Annotated in this window: 15 protein-coding genes; 6 read left to right on the forward strand and 9 right to left on the reverse strand. The window is 72.9% G+C overall.

What is annotated here, in order from left to right:
• Window positions 1-39: 39 nt before the first annotated feature.
• Window positions 40-924, forward strand: a complete 885-nt coding sequence (gene mltG / locus HEK131_RS12650) for an endolytic transglycosylase MltG (RefSeq protein ID WP_244335022.1) — start codon at window positions 40-42, stop codon at window positions 922-924.
• Between the two features lie 39 nt (window positions 925-963).
• Here the strand turns inward: mltG and HEK131_RS12655 are convergent, their stop codons facing one another.
• The 5 genes from HEK131_RS12655 to HEK131_RS30280 all read right to left on the reverse strand — a co-directional run bounded on the left by HEK131_RS12655 (window position 964) and on the right by HEK131_RS30280 (window position 5,019).
• Window positions 964-2,121: an LLM class flavin-dependent oxidoreductase gene (locus HEK131_RS12655; protein ID WP_244335024.1), complete on the reverse strand. Its 1,158-nt coding sequence runs from the start codon at window positions 2,119-2,121 to the stop codon at window positions 964-966.
• Window positions 2,122-2,137: 16 nt separating this feature from the next.
• Window positions 2,138-3,151, reverse strand: a complete 1,014-nt coding sequence (locus HEK131_RS12660; RefSeq protein ID WP_244335026.1) for an ABC transporter substrate-binding protein — start codon at window positions 3,149-3,151, stop codon at window positions 2,138-2,140.
• 44 nt (window positions 3,152-3,195) lie between these two features.
• On the reverse strand, window positions 3,196-3,951 hold the full coding sequence (locus HEK131_RS12665; RefSeq protein WP_244335029.1) for an ABC transporter ATP-binding protein: 756 nt from the start codon (window positions 3,949-3,951) through the stop codon (window positions 3,196-3,198).
• Window positions 3,924-4,793 carry an ABC transporter permease gene (locus HEK131_RS12670; protein WP_244335031.1) on the reverse strand — a complete coding sequence of 290 codons (870 nt, stop codon included), beginning with the start codon at window positions 4,791-4,793 and terminating at the stop codon, window positions 3,924-3,926. Before HEK131_RS12670 ends, HEK131_RS12665 begins: the two co-directional genes overlap by 28 nt.
• A gap of 142 nt (window positions 4,794-4,935) precedes the next feature.
• Window positions 4,936-5,019 (reverse strand): putative leader peptide, encoded by an 84-nt coding sequence (locus HEK131_RS30280; RefSeq protein ID WP_374201501.1) that lies wholly within the window; start codon window positions 5,017-5,019, stop codon window positions 4,936-4,938.
• Window positions 5,020-5,141: 122 nt separating this feature from the next.
• Here HEK131_RS30280 and HEK131_RS12675 point away from each other — a divergent pair, with 122 nt between their 5' ends.
• Complete coding sequence (locus HEK131_RS12675; protein WP_244335033.1) at window positions 5,142-5,564, forward strand: YjbQ family protein; 423 nt, start codon at window positions 5,142-5,144, stop codon at window positions 5,562-5,564.
• Between the two features lie 13 nt (window positions 5,565-5,577).
• Entirely contained in the window at window positions 5,578-5,769 is a 192-nt protein-coding gene (locus HEK131_RS30285; protein WP_432215625.1) for a hypothetical protein, read from the forward strand.
• A 407-nt stretch (window positions 5,770-6,176) separates the two neighbouring features.
• Here HEK131_RS30285 and HEK131_RS12685 read toward each other — a convergent pair whose 3' ends face one another.
• On the reverse strand, window positions 6,177-6,848 hold the full coding sequence (locus HEK131_RS12685) for a hypothetical protein (RefSeq protein ID WP_244335035.1): 672 nt from the start codon (window positions 6,846-6,848) through the stop codon (window positions 6,177-6,179).
• Between the two features lie 221 nt (window positions 6,849-7,069).
• Here HEK131_RS12685 and HEK131_RS12690 point away from each other — a divergent pair, with 221 nt between their 5' ends.
• Both HEK131_RS12690 and HEK131_RS12695 read left to right on the forward strand, forming a co-directional pair.
• Window positions 7,070-7,552, forward strand: a complete 483-nt coding sequence (locus HEK131_RS12690; RefSeq protein WP_244335037.1) for a GNAT family N-acetyltransferase — start codon at window positions 7,070-7,072, stop codon at window positions 7,550-7,552.
• 225 nt (window positions 7,553-7,777) lie between these two features.
• Window positions 7,778-10,018 carry a serine/threonine-protein kinase gene (locus tag HEK131_RS12695; RefSeq protein WP_244335039.1) on the forward strand — a complete coding sequence of 747 codons (2,241 nt, stop codon included), beginning with the start codon at window positions 7,778-7,780 and terminating at the stop codon, window positions 10,016-10,018.
• A gap of 85 nt (window positions 10,019-10,103) precedes the next feature.
• Here HEK131_RS12695 and HEK131_RS12700 read toward each other — a convergent pair whose 3' ends face one another.
• From HEK131_RS12700 to HEK131_RS12710, 3 genes are all read right to left on the reverse strand, one after another.
• Entirely contained in the window at window positions 10,104-11,312 is a 1,209-nt protein-coding gene (locus HEK131_RS12700) for a cytochrome P450 family protein (RefSeq protein WP_244335041.1), read from the reverse strand.
• Window positions 11,313-11,405: 93 nt separating this feature from the next.
• Window positions 11,406-12,071, reverse strand: coding sequence for a hypothetical protein (locus HEK131_RS12705; protein ID WP_244335042.1), 666 nt, complete (start codon window positions 12,069-12,071; stop codon window positions 11,406-11,408).
• An 11-nt stretch (window positions 12,072-12,082) separates the two neighbouring features.
• Complete coding sequence (locus HEK131_RS12710; protein ID WP_244335044.1) at window positions 12,083-13,318, reverse strand: 2-isopropylmalate synthase; 1,236 nt, start codon at window positions 13,316-13,318, stop codon at window positions 12,083-12,085.
• A gap of 279 nt (window positions 13,319-13,597) precedes the next feature.
• Between HEK131_RS12710 and HEK131_RS12715 the strand changes: the two genes are divergently transcribed.
• On the forward strand, window positions 13,598-19,948 hold the full coding sequence (locus HEK131_RS12715; protein WP_244335046.1) for a non-ribosomal peptide synthetase: 6,351 nt from the start codon (window positions 13,598-13,600) through the stop codon (window positions 19,946-19,948).
• Window positions 19,949-19,955 lie beyond the last annotated feature (7 nt).

The following is a 19,955-nucleotide window of genomic DNA, read 5'->3' on the forward strand; positions in this document are numbered from 1 at the left end:
ATGTCGGGTTTGAGGTCATATACGTAATACCGTGCCCGCATGCAGACGAAGACTCCGTCACGGAGCATGATGCGACTGACGCGCCGGGGCAGGCTCGCCCTCGTCGGGGTCGGTGCCGTCCTGACCGGCACCGCCGTGGCGGTGCCGCTGACCCTGGCGGCGCTCGAGGACGACAAGCCCGCCACTCTGGTCATCCCGGAGGGCTGGCGCGCGAGCCAGATCTACAAAGCGGTCGACAAGGCGCTCGCACTGCCGCCCGGCAGTGCCCGCAAGTCCGTCGCCAGGGCGGGCCTGAAACTGGCGTCCGCCGCCGAGGGAAACCCGGAGGGTTACCTGTTCCCGGCGACCTACACCCTCACCGACGGCATCACCGCCGAGTCACTGCTCCGTCACATGGTCGAGACGGCCAACCAGAGGTTCGACGGCGCACCGGTCGCGGCCGGAGCGCAGCGAAACGCGATGAACGTCTACGAGGCCGTGACCGTCGCCAGCATCGTCCAGGCCGAGGCCGCCACGAAGAGCGACATGGGGAAGGTCGCCCGCGTCGTCTTCAACCGGCTGGAGCGCGGGATGCCCCTCCAGATGGACTCCACCCTCAACTACGCCATGAAGCGCAACACCATCCACACCAGCATCGACGACACCCGGATCGAGAGCCCGTACAACTCCTACCAGCGCATGGGGTTGCCGCCCACGCCGATCGACAACCCCGGCGAGGACGCCATGCGGGCGGTCACCAACCCGCCGAAGGGGGACTGGCTGTACTTCGTCACCGTCAAGCCTGGAGACACCCGCTTCACCGCCGACTACACCCAGCACCTGCGCAACGTGGCCGACTTCAACGCGTACCAGAAGGCCGCTGCCCGGTCGGCCAAGCCGTCCGGGAGTTCCAGTCAGAGCCCGGTCACGCAGCCGCCCCGGTGAGCTGCCGGGGCGGCCGGTGGTGAGCGGTGGCCTGTCGGCTCAGCGGCCGCGGGCGACCAGGATCGGGGCAGGCCGGCCGGTGGTCCGGGATGCCGTGTCGGTGGTCAGCAGCCCGCGGGCGGCCAGTTCGGGGATCACACCCTCGCCGAACCAGTACGCCTCCTCCAGATGCGGATATCCGGAGAGCACGAAGTGTTCGACGCCGAGGGCGTGGTACTCCTCGATCAGGTCCGCGACCTCCCCGTGGCTGCCGACCAGCGCGGTGCCCGCGCCGCCCCGGACCAGGCCTACGCCTGCCCAGAGGTTGGGGTAGATCTCCAACTGGTCACGGGAGCCGCCGTGCAGATCCAGCATCCGCCGCTGGCCGACCGACTCGCTGCGCCCCAGGGCCGCCTGGGCGGCGGCGATGGTGTCGGCGTCCAGGTCGTCCAGCAGCCGGTTCGCGGTCGACCACGCGTCGGCGGAGGAGTCGCGGGAGATGGTGTGCAGCCGGATACCGAAGCGGACCGTGCGCCCCTCCCGCTCGGCCAGTGAGCGAATCCAGTCGATCTTCTCCTTCACCTGGGCCGGGGGCTCGCCCCAGGTCAGGTACACGTCGGCGTGGCGGGCGGCGACCGGTCCCGCGGCCTGGGAGGAGCCGCCGAAGAACACCTCCGGCACCGGGTCCGGCGGCAGGGAGGTGAGGCCGCCGTCCACCTCGTAGTGGGCGCCGTGGAAGTCGTACGGCTCGCCCCGCCAGACACCGCGCACGACGGACAGGAACTCGTCGGTGCGTTCGTAGCGCCGGTCGTGGTCGAGGTGGTCGCCGAAGCGGCGTTGTTCGGCGGAGTCACCTCCGGTGACGACATTGAGCAGGAGCCGCCCGCGGGTCAGCCGCTGGTAGGTCGCCGCCATCTGGGCGGCCAGGGTGGGCGAGAGCAGTCCGGGGCGGAAGGCCACCAGGAACTTCAGGCGCTCGGTGTGCTGCGCGAGCGCCACCGTGGTCAGCCACGCGTCCTCGCACCAGGTGCCGGTCGGGGTCAGCACCGCCTCGAAGCCCAACTGCTCGGCCGCCTTGGCTATCTGCGCCAGGTACTCGATGTCGGGGGTACGCAGGCCGCGGGTCTCGCGGCCGATGTTGGAACCGTAGGCGTGCCGGTCGACCAGGGTGCGGCCGTCGCCGCCGGTCGGCAGGAACCAGTGCAGTCGTACGGTCATGGGGGAACCTCCCGTGTCAGTGCTTGGCCGGAGTGGTCGAGGGCGGCAGGGCGCCGTTGAAACGCGGGTCGACGAAATCGCCGAAGTCGACCTTCTTCGGGATGAGGTTCAGTTCGGTGAAGGCGTCGGCGATCTTCTGCTCGGAGGCCACGAGAGGCTTGTCCACGGCGACGGAGACGCGGGTCGCGTTGGTGCGGCGTACGGACGCCAGCGCCACCTCGTACGGCAGCCCGGTGTCCTTCGCCCACACCTTGGCCCACTCCTCCTGATGTCCGTGCACCCAGTCCTGCGCGCGCCGCAGCCGGGAGAGGTAGTCCTTGACGGCGGCGGCCTTCTTCGGGTTCCGCAGCGCGCCGGGCGAGGCGACCTGGAAGGAGAGCCCGTTGGTGACACCGTCGCCCGTGGTGAGGACCCGGCCCTGCCTGCTCTGGAGGACCTGCGAGGTGTACGGGTCCCAGACCGCCCAGGCGTCGACCTTGCCGGAGTTGAACGCGGCGAGGGCGTCGGCCGGCTGGAGGTACTTGACCTTGATGTCCTTCAGGCGGAGGCCGGCCGCTTCGAGCGAGGCGACGAGTTGGTAGTGGGCGGAGGAGCCCTGGGCCACGGCCACGGACTTGCCCTTGAGCTGCTTCGGGCCGGTCAGCGCCGAGCCGTTCGGGACGAGGATGGCGTCGCCCCGGGACGTGCCGTGCCAGGCGGCCACCACCGCGATCTTGGAGTCGGCGCCCGCCGCGAAGACGGGCGGGGTGTTGCCGACGCCGCCTATGTCCACGGCTTTGGCGTTGACCGCCTCCAGTAGGGGTGGCCCGGAGGTGAAGGTCGACCACTTGATCCGGTAGTCCAGGTTCTTCAGCTCCCCGGCGGCCCGCAGGATGGCCTCGGAGCCGCCCTTCTGGTCGCCGACGGAGAGGGTGACGGAGCCCGAGCCGTCGATCCGGGCGCCCGTGTCGGCGGCGGAGTTCCCGCCGCAGGAGGTGAGCAGGAGGGTCAGGGGAAGTAGCAGCGCTGCGGGGACCAAGAGTCGGCGCATGAAGGTTCCGTTCATGGTGCGAGGGGGTGAGCGGGAGGGGCGACTCAGGCCGCTTCGGCCGTCGGCGTGACACCGAGCCGCGCCAGCAGGTCGGCGCGGATCGCGGCGAAGCGGGGGTCGGTGAGGTCGCGCGGCCGGTCGAGATCGACGCGCTCCTCGTGGGCGATACGGCCGCCGTCCATCACCAGGACACGGTCGGCGAGCAGCACGGCCTCTTCCACGTCATGCGTGACCAGCAGCACCGCGCAGCCCCGGCGCTGCCACAACTCGCCGACAAGACGCTGGGCGTTGATACGGGTCAACGCGTCCAGCGCGCCGAACGGCTCGTCGAGCAGAAGGAGATCGGGTTCGCGGACCAGGGCACGGGCGAGGGATACGCGCTGGGCCTCGCCGCCGGAGAGGGTCTTGGGCCAGGCGTTCACCCGGTGGCCGAGCCCGACCTCCTCCAACGCGGCTTCGGCCAGCTCGCGTTCGGGCTTGCCCGACAGACCCAGCAGGACGTTGCGCCACACTCTCTTCCACGGCATGAGCCGGGGTGCCTGGAAGGCGACCGCACGACGACGGGGGACCAGTACGGTGCCGTCGATGTCCCGGTCGAGCCCGGCGAGGACCCGGAGCAGCGTGGACTTGCCGCAACCGCTGCGGCCGAGGAGGGCGACGAACTCGCCCGGCGCCAGGTCGAGATGGAGATCGTCGATGACGGCACGGCCGTCGAAGGCACGGGTCAGCCCATCGACATGGACGGCCTGGGCGACCCCGGTGGTCGCGGGGCTCACCGGCCCGTGAACGTCGGTCGCCATCGCAGCAACAGCCTTTCGAGGGAGCGGACGATGAAGTCGGCGAGGAGGCCGAGGAAGGCGTAGACGATCAGGCAGACGACGATCACGTCGGTGCGCAGGAAGTCGCGTGCCTGGACCATCAGGAAGCCGATGCCGGAGTCGGCGTTGACCTGTTCGGCGAAGACGAGGGCGAGCCAGGCGATGCCGAGGGAGTAGCGCAGGCCGGTGAGTGCGCCGGGCAGCGCACCCGGCAGCACCACATGGCGGACGAGACCCCAGCGGGAGAGCCCCAATGACTCACCCGCCTCGATGAGTTGGGAGTCAACTCCGCGAATGCCGGCGTAGACGTTCAGGTAGAGCGGGAACGTCACCCCCAGGGTGATGATGGCGATCTTCGGGGCCTCGCCGATGCCGAACCAGATGATGAACAGCGGGATGAGGCCCACGAAGGGCACCGTCCGCAGCATCTGCACCGGGGCGTCGACCACGTCTTCGCCGATTCGGAACAGCCCTGATATCAGAGCCAATCCGGTGCCGATCACCGTGCAGAGGACCAGTCCGGCGGCGACGCGTTGCAGCGAGATGGCCATGGCCGAGGGCAGCGAACCGTCGGCTGTCAGATCACCGGCGACCTGGGCGATGCGGCCCGGTGAGGCGAGTACGTCGGGTGTCAACGCACCTGTGGCGCTGAGGATTTGCCACAGGACGAGCAGGACCAGCGGGCCGGTCGTGCGGCGCAGCCAGCGGGGGAGCCGGGTGCGCCGGGAGGATGCGGGGACCAGGCGTTGCAGGGCGGGGGAGGAGGGTTCCGGGTCGGCGGGCGGGGCCTCGGCCGGGTGGGGCGGGGCATGGCTGATGCTCATGGATGCTCCACAGGGTGGAGAGCGGGAAGAGGGTGCGCCCGTCCGCCACCACGGCGCCCCGGCTCGGCGGAGGGTCACGTGTGGCGTACGGGGAACGCGGGGCAGCCCGAAGGAAGGGCGGGGGTGGAACGAGGGAAGGGCGTCAGCGGCCGGGGCAACACGCGGCGGAGGCCACCCGCAGCAGGTCGATGTGACCGCGCGTGGTGAGCAGGGCTGAACGCGACATGCCGGTGAACGTAGCCAGGCGGGCGTTCGCCGGTCAACGGTGTCTCGTCCAGTGGACCGCGTGTATCGCGGAACGGTCGCGCCGAGGGGCGTGAAACGCGGCGGGTGGGTGAGGATGGAGACATGTCAGATGCCTTCACCACGCGCGTGCTCGACGTCGCCACCGGGTCCCGTGAGCGGGTCGTGGACCTCACTCAGGAGTGCGAACACTTCCTCGCCGAGGTCGCGGCGGGCCGCGATGGCCTGCTCAACATCTTCGTACCGCACGCGACCTGCGGCGTCGCCGTGATCGAGACCGGCGCCGGCAGTGACGACGACCTGCTCGCCGCCCTGCACACCCTGCTCCCGGCCGACGACCGCTGGCAGCACCGCCACGGCAGCCCCGGCCACGGCCGCGACCACGTCCTCCCCGCGATCGTCCCGCCCCACGCGACCTTGCCGGTTATCGGCGGCAGCCTGGAGCTGGGTACGTGGCAGTCGGTGTGTCTGGTGGACACGAACAGGGACAATCCCAACCGTCGGGTTCGCTTGTCGTTCCTCGGGTGACCCTTTGGCGGCCATGAAGCACTGCCAGATCAGCCGCGCCTTCCGCGTCGTCGGCCCAGCGGGTGGTCTGCAGGGGGTGGACCTGGTCGAGGAGGACGCCTTCGCGGGCCAGGACGAAGGCCAACGTCAGCATGGCCGCGCGGGCGTTGCCGTCCTCGAAGGGATGGAAGAAGAGGATGTCGAGGTAGGTCCGGGCGGCACGTGAAGGCAGGGGCAGATCCGGTTGAGCGCTCTCGGACAGACAGTGCTCGAATCGTTGCCGTGTATCGGCGGCGAGGCCGTAGCGCTCCCGTCCGCCCTTTGCGAAGGCCGGCATCGTGCGAAAGCCGACGAGGTCGTGGCCCAGCACGGTTCGCTGCCACTTCGCCATGAGGGCGAAGGTCAGCGGCCTGCCCTGCTCCGCATCGGCGAAGGCCGAGTCGAGGGCGGTCAGGACTCGCGCGGTTCCCTCGCTGTCACGTCCGCCGCGCGTTGCCGTGAAGAAGTTCCGGAAGCCGTCGCGCGCCGGTGCTTCAGCGGCTTGGCCAGCTCCCTGCCAGGACGGCCAGGCGATCTTCGCCCGGATGCGCAGCCAGTCGGCAAGGCTGTCGGTCAACTGGCCGGGCCCGGACGTCATATGGTTTCGCCCACGCCTCTGGCGAACCGCGAGCTCACCGCGTCGACCGTGGTGACGTCCGGTGCGATCCAACTGTCGAACCGGCCGCCGACCGCCTTCTCGATGATCTCCTGGGCCTGATCTTCCTCGACGCCGTGGTAGGCGAGAAACCATCCGAGAACCTGCGTGCAATGCCCGTACCAGCCGCTCTCGGCATGGGTGCGGTCGGCCACCAGAGTGACCAGGCGCGTGCACGCCCGTTCCCAGTGCCTGGCGTCCATCGAGGACGCCGGAGCGTCGTCCGGTGGAGCCAGGGCCGCGAACCGCTCCGTCAGGTCCTCCAGCCAGTCACGCCATTCCTGAAGGGCCTGGACGACCAGCGGGGCAGTCTCATCCGGGGTCGTCACGGAGCGGGATGCACAGCACCAGGCCTCGACGACGCCTCCGTCGACATCACCCTCACCGACCGACCAGTTCCACCCGCAGGCCCATCGGCCGTACCGGCCCGCCAGGAACGCGGTGACAGGATCCAGCGAACGCCAGCGATCGTCGGCCGCGACTTCAGCGCTGGGCAGCAAGGGCGCGACAAGGCTCGCCAACTCCTTGGCCGCGTCGTCGTCCAACCCGAACGGATGCCGAGCCGGATCCACCTCTGCCCACGTCAAGGCGTGTGCCCACAGTTCACTCACCGCCCCACTCTGCCTCGCCCGGCCGCCCTGACTCCACTCCGTATCGAGTGGCCGCCCCGTCAGCGGGAAGATCTTCGGTCGGCCCCTGCCAGGCCCATGGGCCCGCGGCATCGACCCTGACACGCCATGACCGAGTCACGGGACAGCTCTCGGGCAGTAAACCGCAGTTAGAGGGGGCGGCTCGTTGGCCAAGGCGTCCCCCGGTGCGAAATACTCTTCCGATGAGTTCACGCCCTTCCAGCCGGCCGGTCACGATTCGGAGGGCCGTCGCGCGGGATGCCAAACGGCTCACGCGGCTCGTGCGTGGCTCCAGTGCGTACGAGGGGAAGTACGCGGTCGCGGTCGCGGGCTACCGGGTCGGTCCTGATTACATCGAGGCCCACCGCGTCTTCGTGGCCGTCGGTGCCGACGAGGACGGAGGCCGGGTCCTCGGGTTCTACTCGCTCGTCCTGACCCCACCGGAGCTCGACCTGCTGTTCGTCGCCGACGAGGCGCAGGGACGGGGTATCGGACGGCTGCTCGTCGCGCACATGGAGTCCGAGGCCCGTGCCGCCGGGCTCGACCATGTCAAGGTCGTGTCGCATCTTCCCGCAGCGGACTTCTACCGCCGCGTCGGTGCGGTGCGGACCGGGACCGCCTTGGCGAACCCGCCCGCCGTGCCGTGGGACCGTCCCGAGTTCGAGTTTCGCTTTCCCCCGGAATGACGCGGTGTGCCGGAGCCGGTGACCGTGGCCACGGCACTCGTGGTGCCGGCCGAGGTCGGTTTCGTGCGGCGTGAGGTGCTGGGCGGGAACCACGGGGGAGCGATCCAAGGATCCCTGTACGTCACCCGCTTCGCCCTGCCGTACCGACCTACGGCTAGTTTGTGTGCAGGACGGATACGCAGGCCCGTGGTGACGGAAGTGCACGGGGAACGGGAGGTCGGGGCAGTGTCGCTGCGCGCAGGTGATCCGGCCGAGATCGGTGGTTATCCACTCGAGGCGCGTCTCGGCTCGGGTGGCATGGGCACGGTCTTCCTGGCCCGTACGGGGTCGGGGCGAGCGGTCGCGGTCAAACTGATCCACCAGCAGTACGCGCAGGACGACGAGTTCCGCATCCGTTTCCGGCAGGAGGTGGCGGCGGCGCGGCGGGTGAGTGGTGCCTTCACCGCCGCCGTGGTGGACGCCGATCCCGAGGCCGAGCAGCCGTGGATGGCCACGGCCTACATCGAGGGTCCCACCCTCGCCCAGCACCTCGCCGCGACGGGCCCGTTGGGCGGGGCCGAGCTCAGGCGGCTCGCCATCGGGCTGGCCGAGGCGCTGCGGGACATCCACCGGGTGGGGGTCGTCCACCGTGACCTGAAGCCCTCGAACGTCGTGCTCTCGCCCGAGGGCCCGCGCGTCATCGACTTCGGCATCTCGCGTGCCGTGGACCAGGAGACGCTGACGATGACGGGGCGGGTCATCGGTACGCCGCCCTTCATGTCGCCGGAGCAGTTGCAGGCACCGCGCGGCGTGGGGCCGCGGTCCGACGTCTTCTCGCTGGGCACGCTGCTGGTGTACGCGGCCACGGGCCACGGGCCCTTCGACGCGGGCAGCCCTCACATGACGGCGTATCAGGTGGTGCACGAGGAGCCGTCGCTCGGTGCCGTGCCGGCCGCTCTGCGCGCGGTCGTCGAGTCGTGCCTGGACAAGGAGCCGAGCGGGCGCCCCTCGGTGGACGAACTCCTCGTGCTGCTGCGGGACCTGCCGTCCGATCTCGGCGGGGCCGACACGAACGGAGCTGGTGCCAGCCGCACTCGCGACGTGATCACCCAGAACCACTCCGCGACGCGGGCGACCCCGGTGCCGGCCGTCCCGGCCGACCCGGCCGCTCATGACGCGGGGAGCGCAGGCACCCTCATCGGCCGCCGCCTGCGCGGCCGATGGCGTCCCGTGCTCGCGGCCGCGGTCGCGGTGGCGGCGATCGGCGGGGGAGTCGCCGCGCTGAACGCGGTCCGCGCAGGGGGGAACGGCGACGGCGACAAGGGAAACCGCGTGCTGGCGTCGGGAGCCGCGCTTCCGGACGGCTTCAGGCCGTGGCGCAAGACCGTGCCGGGCGGCCGCGAGGACATCCCCGACGAACTGCGTTGTGTCGCACGCGGCGACGCGGTGTACTGCGGGGGCGGCGGTGTCGTCGCGACCCGTATCAGGGCCACGGACGGCTCGCAGGTGTGGACGGCGAAGAGCTCGGGCGTCCCGGTCCAGGGCCTGTACCTGGTGGGCGCCACCGACGACACGGTGCTCGGCTACCGCTTCGCCGCCGAGGGGGACCCGCAGGCCCCTCCCCAAGAGGTGGTGGCCATCGACGCGGACAAGGGCCGGGAGCTGTGGTCCGCGCCGTCCGGCGCCCAGTCGCGGGCCGTCACGGGCCGTACGCAGGACGCCATCGTGACCGGCTCCGCCGTTGTGACGGTCGACGCTTCCAACTCCCGCCTCGAGGCCAGGGACGCGCACAGTGGTGCGGTCTCCTGGAGGACGCCGTTTCCCGCGGGCACCCAGTGCGCTCCCGTCCCGGTGGGCGCGCGACTGTTCGCGATGTGCGCCAGGAACGACGAGGTGGATGCCTCTCTGGCGCGCCACGCCACCCTGTACGCGGTCGACCGGGACTCGGGGACTCTGGGCGATGCCATCGCCGTCGACGGCCCCGCTGTCCCGGTGGGCGTCGCCGACGGCAAACTCGTACTCCTCCAGGAGCACATGGAGGGAACGGCGTCGGCCGGGTACGACGGGCTGGCGCGGGTCGACCCGACCTCGCGGAAGGTCACGTACTCCCGACTGCCCCGGACGTACACGGGGACGCCCGGCATGGTGGACGGCACCGTCTACGTGAGCGGACAGACCGGTCTCGTCACGGCGCTCGACCCCGCGACCGGCCGGAAGAAATGGTCGCGGCAGACGAGCGTGGAGGGCGCGTCGGGTCCTGTGGCGGGAGCCGGCGCGCTGTACTTCAGCTCGGCCACCGGCCGGGTGGTCGCGCTGTCGCCGACCGACGGCACGTTCCTGTGGACGACGGATCCGCAGGCCGACGGTCTGACGGGCGAACGGGGCGCGAGCCCGCGCGTTACCCTCGCGGGGCGTGTGGTGATCGTGGCCGCGGACCAGAACACTCTCTTCGCCTTCGACGCGATGAAGCCGCCGAAGTCGAGCTGACCCCGGCGGCACCGGCGCTCCGTCCGCCGGGGTCATCCCGAGAACGGGCCCCGGTGACGGTCCGGCGGACACGGACCGCGCGGGCTCAGATCCGTACGACGGGCAGTGCAGTCAGGCCGCGCATCACCCGCGCCGGACGCCAGATGAGTTCGTCGGCCGGTTTGGCCAGTGCCACCGGGCCCAGCCGGTGGAGCAGCAGGGGCAGGGCGACGGTGCCTTCGAGGCGGGCCAGGGCGGCGCCGATGCAGAAGTGGGGTCCGTGGCCGAAGGCGAGGTGGTCGTTGGCCGTGCGGGTCAGGTCGAGCCGGTCGGCGTCGGGGAAGTGGGCGTCATCCCGGTTGGCGGAGCCGATGAGGAGGCTGACGATGTCGCCCCGGCCGATCCGCTGTCCGTGCAGGCTCACCGGTTCCGCGGCGCACCGGAAGGTCGCGTCGCGCACCGGGGCGTCGTAGCGCAGCAGTTCCTCGACCGCGCGGGCGACCAGGGCCGGGCCGGTCCTGGGCCCGGTGAGGCGGGCGGCCTGGCCGGGGTTGCGGAGCAGGGACAGCACGCCGTTCCCGATGAGGTTCATGGTGGTGTCGTGTCCCACCAGCAGCAGGAGGTAGGCGGTGGAACGCAGTTCCTCCTGACTCATCGCCCCGCTGACGTCACCGGCCCGGACCAGAGCGCCCAGCAGGTCCACCTCGCTGCGCTCGCCCCCGGTGCGTTTGGCGGCGATCAGGGTGTCCAGCAGGGTGTGCAGGTCGTGTTCCGCCCGGGCCCGGTCCAGCCCGGTGGTCGGCGCGATGGTGTTCATGAGGGTCTCGCGGGTCGCCGGGGTGTCCAGTTCCGCGGGGACGCCGAGGATCAGGCAGATCATCCGGAAGGTCAGCGGCGCCGCGAAGTCGGCGATCACGTCCACCTGGCTGTGGTGCTCGATCCGGTCCAGCAGCCGGTTGGCGGTGTCCGCGATGAACGGCTCCAGCCGCGCGATGCGGCGGGGGACGAACGCGGTGTTCACCAGGGTCCGCAGACGGGTGTGGTCCGGGGGGTCGGCGTGGACCAGATGCCGGTTCAGCCCGGCCGGCCCCGGAACGTAACCGGGGACCCGGCCGGGGTCCTTGCTCAGCCGACGGTCGCTCAGCAGGGCACGGACGTCCGCGTACCGGGAGATCTGCCACACGGTGGGCCGGCCGGGCCGGCGTTCCGCATGGGCGGGCGCGTGCCGGCGCAGCCACGCGAAGTAGGGGTACGGATCCTGTACCCGGCCGGCCAGCAGCTCGGCGGGCGGCGATGGGACAGCGGGAGCGGACACGGGGGCTCCGGACTCGGGAGACCGACACGGACACCGCGCCAACGACCCGCCACCTCGGAAGGTGCGCACCAGGAGCCAAGAGCGGGCGTCGTCTCACCCGTCCAGCGGCGTCCGCTCCAGGTGTTCCAGGTAGCGGCTGGGGTCAGGTCCGTGCGCGTGGTCCTGTGCTCCGTGACGGACATGGGTCAGGCTTCCGTCGGGTGCGATGCGCAGCATGGTGGTGGCGGCGTGGGGGGTGCCGGCGCTGCGCAGGTGGTCGGCGTCGGTGACGGGGACGCCGGGGCCGAACATGGCCGCGGCGCGGGTGGCGGTGGGTGCCGGGGTGTGTCCGGTGCGGTTGGCGCTGCTGACGTACAGGAGCGGGAAGCGCGCCAGCAGCGGGGCCAGGGGCTGCCAGTGGGCACCGAAGAGGAGGAGGTGGCCGTCGCGCAGGGCGGGGGTCGCCCAGTCCGGTGGCGGGGCGTCGGCGCGTACGGGCACCAGCAGGGTGAGCAGTTCGACGCGCAGCAGGTCCAGCGCCGTGTCGAGGGCCGCCGGTGTCAGGTCGAGCGCGGGAGCGAGGCTCGTCCAGGTCGCGTCGCCATGGACCCACAGGGCGACCTCCTGACCGGTTGGCCTGCCCTTGGCGCGGTTGACGGCCTGTGGGTCGGTGGCGGCGACGACGTAGGTCAGCGGGCTGGGGTTGGGCAGGACGGCGGCCCGCCCCGTGGTCAAGGCGTCGGCGGCCCTGCCGGTGTCGAGCGCGGCGGTGGCCGGCATGAGGTCTCCGTTCAGGAAGCGGTCGCGGTGAGGCCGTCGAGGTAGGCGGCGAAGTCGGCGTCGGGGACGACTGCCTGGTTGAGCCGGTAGGCGCGGTCCTTGACCCAGGCCAGGGCGGTGCGGGTCTGGGCGGGGTCCAGGTCGTGCCCGAGGCGCTCGGCGACCGCGCGCAGTACGCGCCCGCTGGCCAGGTGGGTCAGGATCACGGTCGGGGCCACGCCCAGGTGGTGCTGCGGGTCGTAGGGCTGGAAGGTCCGCGGGTGGGTGAAGGGGGTGCCCGTGGAGATCGTGGCGACCCCGGTGCCCACGACAGGTGTGGTGACGGTGAGCGGTACGCCGGTCTCGGCGGACACCATCCGCGCGATCCCCGGCAGCCGGGTCAGGTCCGGCGCCGTCCACCACGGGTCGCGGCCGGGCCCCAGCACCTGTGCCGCCTTGGCCGGGTCGTGGGCCAGCAGGAAGAGCAACTGCTCGGTGGCCACCATGCCGCTGCGCTCGGCCATGCCCAGCCAGGAGCAGGCGGCCACGCGCACCCCGGCCTCCATCGCCGACAGGGTGTTGGCCAGCCCCAGGCCGAGGTCGTTGTGCAGGTGCGAGACCAGCACCGCCTCCGGCCCCGCTCCGGCCGCGACCTGCTCGAACAGTGTCCGGGTCCCTCCGGGCAGCAGATCCCCCACCGTGTCGGCCAGCACGATCGTCCCCGCGCCCTGGGCCGTCATCGCCCCCGCGTACTCGGCCACCAGGGCGTGGTCCGCGCGCGGCGCGTCCACCAGGCACACGTCGACCGCGACGCCGTCCGCCAGGCCCACCGCCTCCTTGACCACGTCCAGACCACCGGCCAGTGCCTCACGGGCCCCGGTGTGCACCAGGGCGTGGGCCGTCGCCTCCGACGCCGCCACGATGACCATCACCCGCGCGTGCGCCGCGCCCCGAACCGCGCCCAGCGCCAAGCGCACGTCCCGCACCGTGCCCCGGCAGATCGCCGCCGGACTCACCGAGCCCTGTGCCTCCAGGGCGACCTGACGCGTCGCCTCGAACTCCTGCGCGCACACCGACGGGAAACCCGCCGCGAACACCACGTGCCGCGGCCCGTCGGCGCCGAACACGGCCCCCTGCTCCCGGGCCAGCCGGACCCGGAAGGCGGCACTCATCAACGTCTTGGCCTGCGCGCCGTCGCGTGCCGACTCCTCGAAGAGCACCACGCGCCCGGCCCGCGCCGACTCCCGCACCACGTCCACCGCCGCCACCGCGCAACCCCCGTCTCGGCACCGCGGTCAGCAGCCTCACCGGCGCTACCCCGCTCGGGCTTGATCGTAGTGGACGGCAGGCGCAACAACGGCAACAACACCCATATGGGGCAACCGGGTTGGGGCCGCACGGCCAGTCGCACCGGCGCGGCGGAAGCCGCTCAGCCGTGTGAAGGACGTCCCGGCAGGCCGGGTCTGCGCGCGGTGCTGCGTCTTCTTCCCTATGGGGGCCGGTCCGGCGGCGGCAGGCTGCTGGAAAACACGGCTTGGAGGCTCACAGTGACAGCAGGCCCGGCCCCCGACAGGGCACCGATGGACGGCGACACCCTCACGGCATCCTTCGCGCAGCGCCGGCTGTGGTTCCTGGAGCAGTTGGCCGGCGGTTCCTCCGGGTCGATGCTTCCGCTGGTTCTGAGGCTGCGCGGGGACCTGGACGTGGACCGGCTGGAGCGGTCGCTCGCCGGGATCGTGGCCCGGCACGAGGTGCTGCGTACCCGGTTCACCGCCGTGGACGGCGAGCCCGTGCCCCGGGTGGACGCCCCCACGGGCCTCCTCCTGCGGCGGACCGAGGCGGACAGCGCGGAGGACCTCTTCGCCTCGCACCTGGGCCGTCCGGTGGACCTGTCCGCCGAGCACCCGGTCCGGGCCACGCTCGCGCGCCTTGCGCCGGACGAGCACCTGCTGCTGATCGAGATCCACCACATCGCGGTGGACGGCTGGTCGTGGGGCGTGCTGCTGGACGAACTCGCCGCCGGATACCGTGGCGAGACCGTCGCCCCGCCCGCCACGCGCTACGCCGACCTCGCCCGCGCCCAGGCCGAGCGCCTGTCCGGTGCGCGGCTGGAGCGGCTGCTCGGGCACTGGCGCGACCGCCTGTCCGGGCTCGAACCGCTCGACCTGCCCACCGACCGGCCGCGCCCCGCCGTCTGGGACGGCTCGGGCGGCGTCGTCCGCTTCGACCTGCCCGCCGACCTCGTCGCGGCCGTGGACACCGTGGCCCGCTCCCGCCGCGCCACCCGGTACATGCTGCTGCTCACGGCCTACCAGGCGCTCCTGGGGCACTGGTCGGGCCGCACGGACGTCGCGGTGTGCAGCACGCTGGCCGACCGTGCCCAGCGCGGTGCCTCCGCCCTCATCGGGCCGCTCGTCAATACGGTCGTCCTGCGCTCGGACCTGTCCGGCAGGCCGGGTTTCGGTGCCCTGCTCGACCGGGTGCGGGGCCGCGTCCTGACCGACCTCTCGCACGCCGAGGTGCCCTTCGACCACGTGGTCGGCGCGGTCGGCGGCAGGCGGGACCTGTCCCGGCATCCGCTGGCGCAGGCGTCGTTCACCCTGCTCAACAGCCCGATCCGGCCGGTCCGGATGCCCGGCCTCGAGGTGGAGCTGGTGGAGCCCCCGCTCACCGGGACCCCGCTGGACGTCTTCCTCGACCTGACCCTGCGTGCCGACGGCAGCGTCGCCGCCATCCTGCAGTACGCCACCGCCCTCTACGACGCCGCCACCATGCGGGCCTTCGCCCGCGCCTACGTGCTGCTGCTGCGTGCGGTCCTGGCCGACACCGAGACGCCCGTGCAGGACCTGTGCCGCGCCCTGCCCGCGGGAACGGGCGCACCCGCCGCCCCGCGCGCCGAGTGGCACCACGCCCCCGACCGGCCCACCGCCGCGCCGCCCCCGGTCGCGTTCCGCGGGAGCCCCGACGCCACCGCACTGATCTGCGGTGACTTGGCGGCCACCTACGCCGAGCTGGACGCCATGACCGGGGGACTCGCCGCCGCGCTGCGGGCCGCCGGGGTCGGCCCCGGCAGCCCGGTGGGCGTGCTGCTGCGCCGTGGCCTGTGGTCGGCCGCGGCGATCGAGGGCGTGTGGCGGGCAGGCGGCGCCTACGTCCCCCTCGACCCCGAACTCCCGCTGGAACGGCTGCGGTTCATGGCCGAAGAGGCCCAGCTCGCCTGTGTCGTGGCCGACCCGGCGACCGCGCGGACGGCCGAGGGGCTCGCACCGGTCGTCCTCGACATCGAACGGGTGGCCCCGGCCGCGGACGGCCCCCGGCACCGTCCGGACCCGCGCGAGCTGGCCCACGTCATCTTCACCTCCGGTTCCACCGGCCGGCCCAAGGCGGTCGGAGTCGAACACGCGGCCCTCGCCTCGCACGTCGCCGCCGCCCGCGAGCGCCTCGGCATCACCGCGGCCGACCGGGTGCTGGCCTTCGCCTCGTTCGCCTTCGACGCCTCGCTCGACCAACTGCTGCCCGCCCTCACCTGCGGTGCCACCGTGGTCATGCGCCCGGACGAACCGTGGCTGCCCACCCAGGTCCCCGAGGTCGTCCAGCGGCACGCCCTGACCGTGGTCAACGTGCCCCCGACCTACTGGGCCGAACTCACCCTCTCGCTGGACCGGCGGCTGGCCGCCGCCCTCACCTCCCTACGGCTGCTGGTCCTGGGCGGCGAGGCGGTCCCCGCCGACACCCTCGCCACCTGGCGTGCCGCTGTCCCGTGGGCCCGTGTGTGCAACGCCTACGGGCCCACCGAGACCACCGTCACCGCGACGACCCACGACGTCCGCGACGCCCCCTCCGGCAGCGTGCCCATCGGCCGCCCCCTCGGCGACCGCCGGGTGTACGTGGTCGACGCCGACGACACCCCCGTCCCGGTGGGCGTCGGCGGCGAACTCCTCGTCGGCGGGACCGAGGTGGCCCGGGGCTACCTGCGCCGCCCCGCCCTGACGGCCGAGCGCTTCGTGCCCGACCCGTACGGGCCGCCCGGCAGCCGCCTGTACCGCACCGGCGACTTCGTGCGCTGGCAGCCCGGAGGCGAGCTGGAGTTCCTCGGCCGCCGCGACGACCAGGTCAAGATCCGCGGCTTCCGTATCGAACTCGGCGAGGTGGAGGCGGTGTTGCGGGCCTGCCCGCTGGTCGCCGCGGCCGCCGCCCGCCCCGACCGCGCCACCGGACGCAGCCTGATCGGCTACGTCGTACCGGCCGCACCCGGCGACGGGACCGCCGACGACCCCGGCGCGGCCGGCCACGACCCTGCCGAGGCCACCACCCCGCCGGCCGTCGACCGTGCCGCGCTGCGCGCCTGGTGCGCCCGCTTCCTGCCGCACTACGCCGTGCCCTCCGAGTTCGTCCTCCTGGACGCCCTGCCCGTGGCCGTGTCGGGCAAGCTCGACCCGTCCGCGCTGCCCGACCCGGACCAGGTCCGCTCCGGAGCCGACGGCGCCTACGCGGCTCCCCGCGACGAGACCGAGCGGATCGTCGCCGAGGTGTGGGCCGACGTCCTGGGCGTGGAGCGCGTCGGCATCGACGACAGCTTCTTCGACCTCGGCGGCCACTCCCTGCTCGCCACCATGGCCGTCTCCCGGATCGCCCAGCGTCTCGACCGCGAGATCGAACTGCGCACCGTCTTCGAGAACCCCACCGTGCGCGGCTTCGCCCCGCGCGTCGCCGCCGCTCGCGCGTCCGGCGCCACCGAGGTGACCCCCGTGGACCGGGACCGCCCGCTGCCGCTGTCCTTCGCCCAGGAACGCCTGTGGTTCCTGGACCGCACCTCCGACCGCGGCGACTCCTACCTGCTCTGGTACTGCTGGCGGGTGAGCGGCGGCCTGGACCGCACCGCCTGGCAGCAGGCCCTGGACGACCTGGTCGAACGGCACGAGGTGCTGCGCACGGCCCTCACGGAGTCCGACGGACGTCCCGTGCAGCAGGTCCGCGATCCCCGACCGGTGCCCCTGCACTGGGAGCGGGTGCCCGGCGCGCCGGACGAGCCGGCCCGCCTGGAGGCCGTACGGCGGCAGGCCGTCGCCCTGGCCACGCGCCGGTTCGACCTCGACCGGCCACCGCTGCTGCGGGCCGGGGTCTGGGAACTGGCGGGCGACGACCATGTCGTGGTCCTCGCCCTGCACCACGCCGTCACCGACGGCTGGTCCAAGGGCGTCCTGCTCGACGAGCTCGCCCGGCACTACTGGGCCCGGCTGTCGGGGGAGCGGGCCCAGCTCCCACCGCTGCCCGTGCAGTACGGGGACTTCGCCGTCTGGCAGCGCGACCGTGCCGACAGCGGGGCCCTGGAGCCCCAACTCTCCTACTGGCAGCAGACCCTGGCCGGGGCACCCGCCCTGGAGCTGCCCACCGACCGGCCGCGGCCGTCGGTGTTCACCGGGCGGGGCGGCGCCGTCGAGGTGGACCTGCCCGAGGACCTCGCCCACCGCGTGGACGCCTACGCCCGCGCACACGGCGCGACCCGCTTCATGGTGCTGCTGGCCGCCGCCCAGGCCGTCCTCGCCCGCTGGTCCGGACAGACCGACGTGTCCGTCGGCACACCCGTCGCCGGCCGCGACCGGCTCGAACTGGAGCCCCTGGTCGGCTTCTTCGTGAACACCGTCGTCCTGCGCACCGACCTCTCGGGGCGCCCCGGTTTCGCCGCCCTCGTCGAGCGGGTGCGGGACGTGGTCCTCGGCGCCTTCGACCACCAGGAGGTGCCCTTCGAGCGCGTGGTGGAACGGCTGCGCCCCGAACGCGACCTGTCCCGCAACCCGTTGTTCCAGGTGATGGTGGACGTCCAGGACGCCACCACGGACGGCTCCGGACTGCCCGGCCTGGACGCCGCCGGATTCACGCTGCCGTGGGGGTCGGCGAAGTTCGACCTGACCGCGACCTTCCTGGTCCGGCCCGGCCGGTTCGCCCTCAACGTCGAGTACGCCGCCGACCTCTTCGACCCGGCCACCGCCACCCGGTTCGCCCGGCACGTCGGCCGGGTGCTGGAGGCCGCCCTCGCCGCCCCCGGCACACCGGTGGACGAGGTGCCGCTGCTCTCCGGAAGCGAACGGGAGCACCTGGTGGCGGCCGCGGGACGGGACGCCGCGCCCGCGCCGAGGTTCCGGGTCGCGGGAGACCCCGACGCCAGGGCCGTGGTGTGCGAGGGGCACTCCCTCGACTACGCCCGGCTGGACGCCCTGACCGGCGGCCTGGCCGCAGAACTGGCCGCCGCCGGGGTGGTCCCCGGCAGCGCGGTGGGCGTGTGCGTGGGCCGGGGGGTCTGGTCGGTGGCCGCGATGCTCGCCGTGTGGCGCGCGGGCGGCGTCTACGTACCGCTCGACGCCCAACTCCCCGCCGAAAGGCTGGAGTACATGCTGCGCGAGGCGGGCGTGGCACACGTCGTGACCGACGCGGGCACCCGCGGCAGGACCGCCGGTCTCGGCGTGACGGCGGTCGGCGTGGAGCACGTGCGGCCGACCCCCGACGGCCCCCGCCACACACCCGCACCCGGCGACCTCGCCTACGTCATCTTCACCTCGGGCTCCACCGGCCGGCCCAAGGCCGTGGGCGTCGAGCACCACGCCCTGGACGCCCATGTGGCCGCCGCCCGGCAGGAGTTCGCGCTCACCTCCGAGGACCGGGTGCTGACCTTCGCCTCCACCTCGTTCGACGCCTCCCTGGAGCAGATGCTGCCCGCGCTGAGCACCGGGGCGACGGTGATCGTCCGCCCGGACGAGATCTGGGCCCCCGAGGAACTCGTCGCTCGCGTCGCCGCCGAGCGGGTGACCGTCATGGAGCTCACCCCGTCCTACTGGGCCGAGGTCGTCGCCCGCCTGGACGCCCTCGCGCCCCGGCTGGCCTCGCTGCGGCTGCTGGTGACCGGGGGAGAGGCGCTGCCCGCCGACCCCCTGGCGAGCTGGTTCGCCCGGCTGCCCGGCGTCCCCGTGGTCAACACCTACGGCCCGACCGAGGCGGTCGTCTCCGCCACCGCCCACCGCGTCGAGCGGGTGCCGGAGGGCCGGGTGCCCATCGGACGCGCCCTGGGCAGCAGGCGGGCCCACGTGGTGGACACCCTGGGCGAGCCGGTGCCGGACGGGGTCCCCGGCGAACTCCTGCTCGGCGGACCCGAGCTGGCACGCGGTTACCTGGGAAGGCCCGCCCTGACGGCCGAGCGCTTCGTGCCCGATCCGTTCGGCGCCCCCGGCGCCCGGCTCTACCGGACCGGTGACGTCGTACGGCGGCTGCCCTCGGGGGAGCTGGAGTTCCTCGGCCGCAACGACGACCAGGTCAAGATCCGCGGGTTCCGGGTCGAGCCGGGGGAGGCCGAGGCGGTGCTGCGCCGTCACCCGGGCGTGCGGGCCGCGGCCGTCGTCGTCCGCGCCCTGCACGGCGAACCGGCCCTGGTCGGCTACGCCGCGGGCGGGGGACTGGCCGAGGAGTCCCTGCAGACGCACTGCCGGGCCCACCTGCCGCACTACCTCGTCCCCTCGGCCTTCGTCCTCCTCGACACCCTGCCGCTGACCGTGCAGGGCAAACTGGACACCGCGGCCCTGCCCGACCCGGTCGCACCCGCACCCCAGGACTTCGTCGCGCCGAGCACTCCGGCCCAGACCGTCGTCGCGCAGATCTGGTGCGAGGTGCTCGACCTGCCCCGCGTCGGCGTCCACGACGACTTCTTCGTCCTCGGCGGGCACTCCCTGCGCGCGGTGTCCGTCGTCTCCCGCCTGCGGACCGCCTTCGACTGCCCGCTCCAGGTCCGCGACCTCTTCGAACACCCCACCGTGGAACGGCTCGCCGCCGAGGTGGAGCGCCGGCTGCTGGAGCTGATCTCGCAGATGAGCGACGACGAGATCGACCTCTCCCTCACGGCCGACCACTGACCCTGCC

The organism is Streptomyces seoulensis, from assembly GCF_022846655.1.
GTDB lineage: Bacteria > Actinomycetota > Actinomycetes > Streptomycetales > Streptomycetaceae > Streptomyces.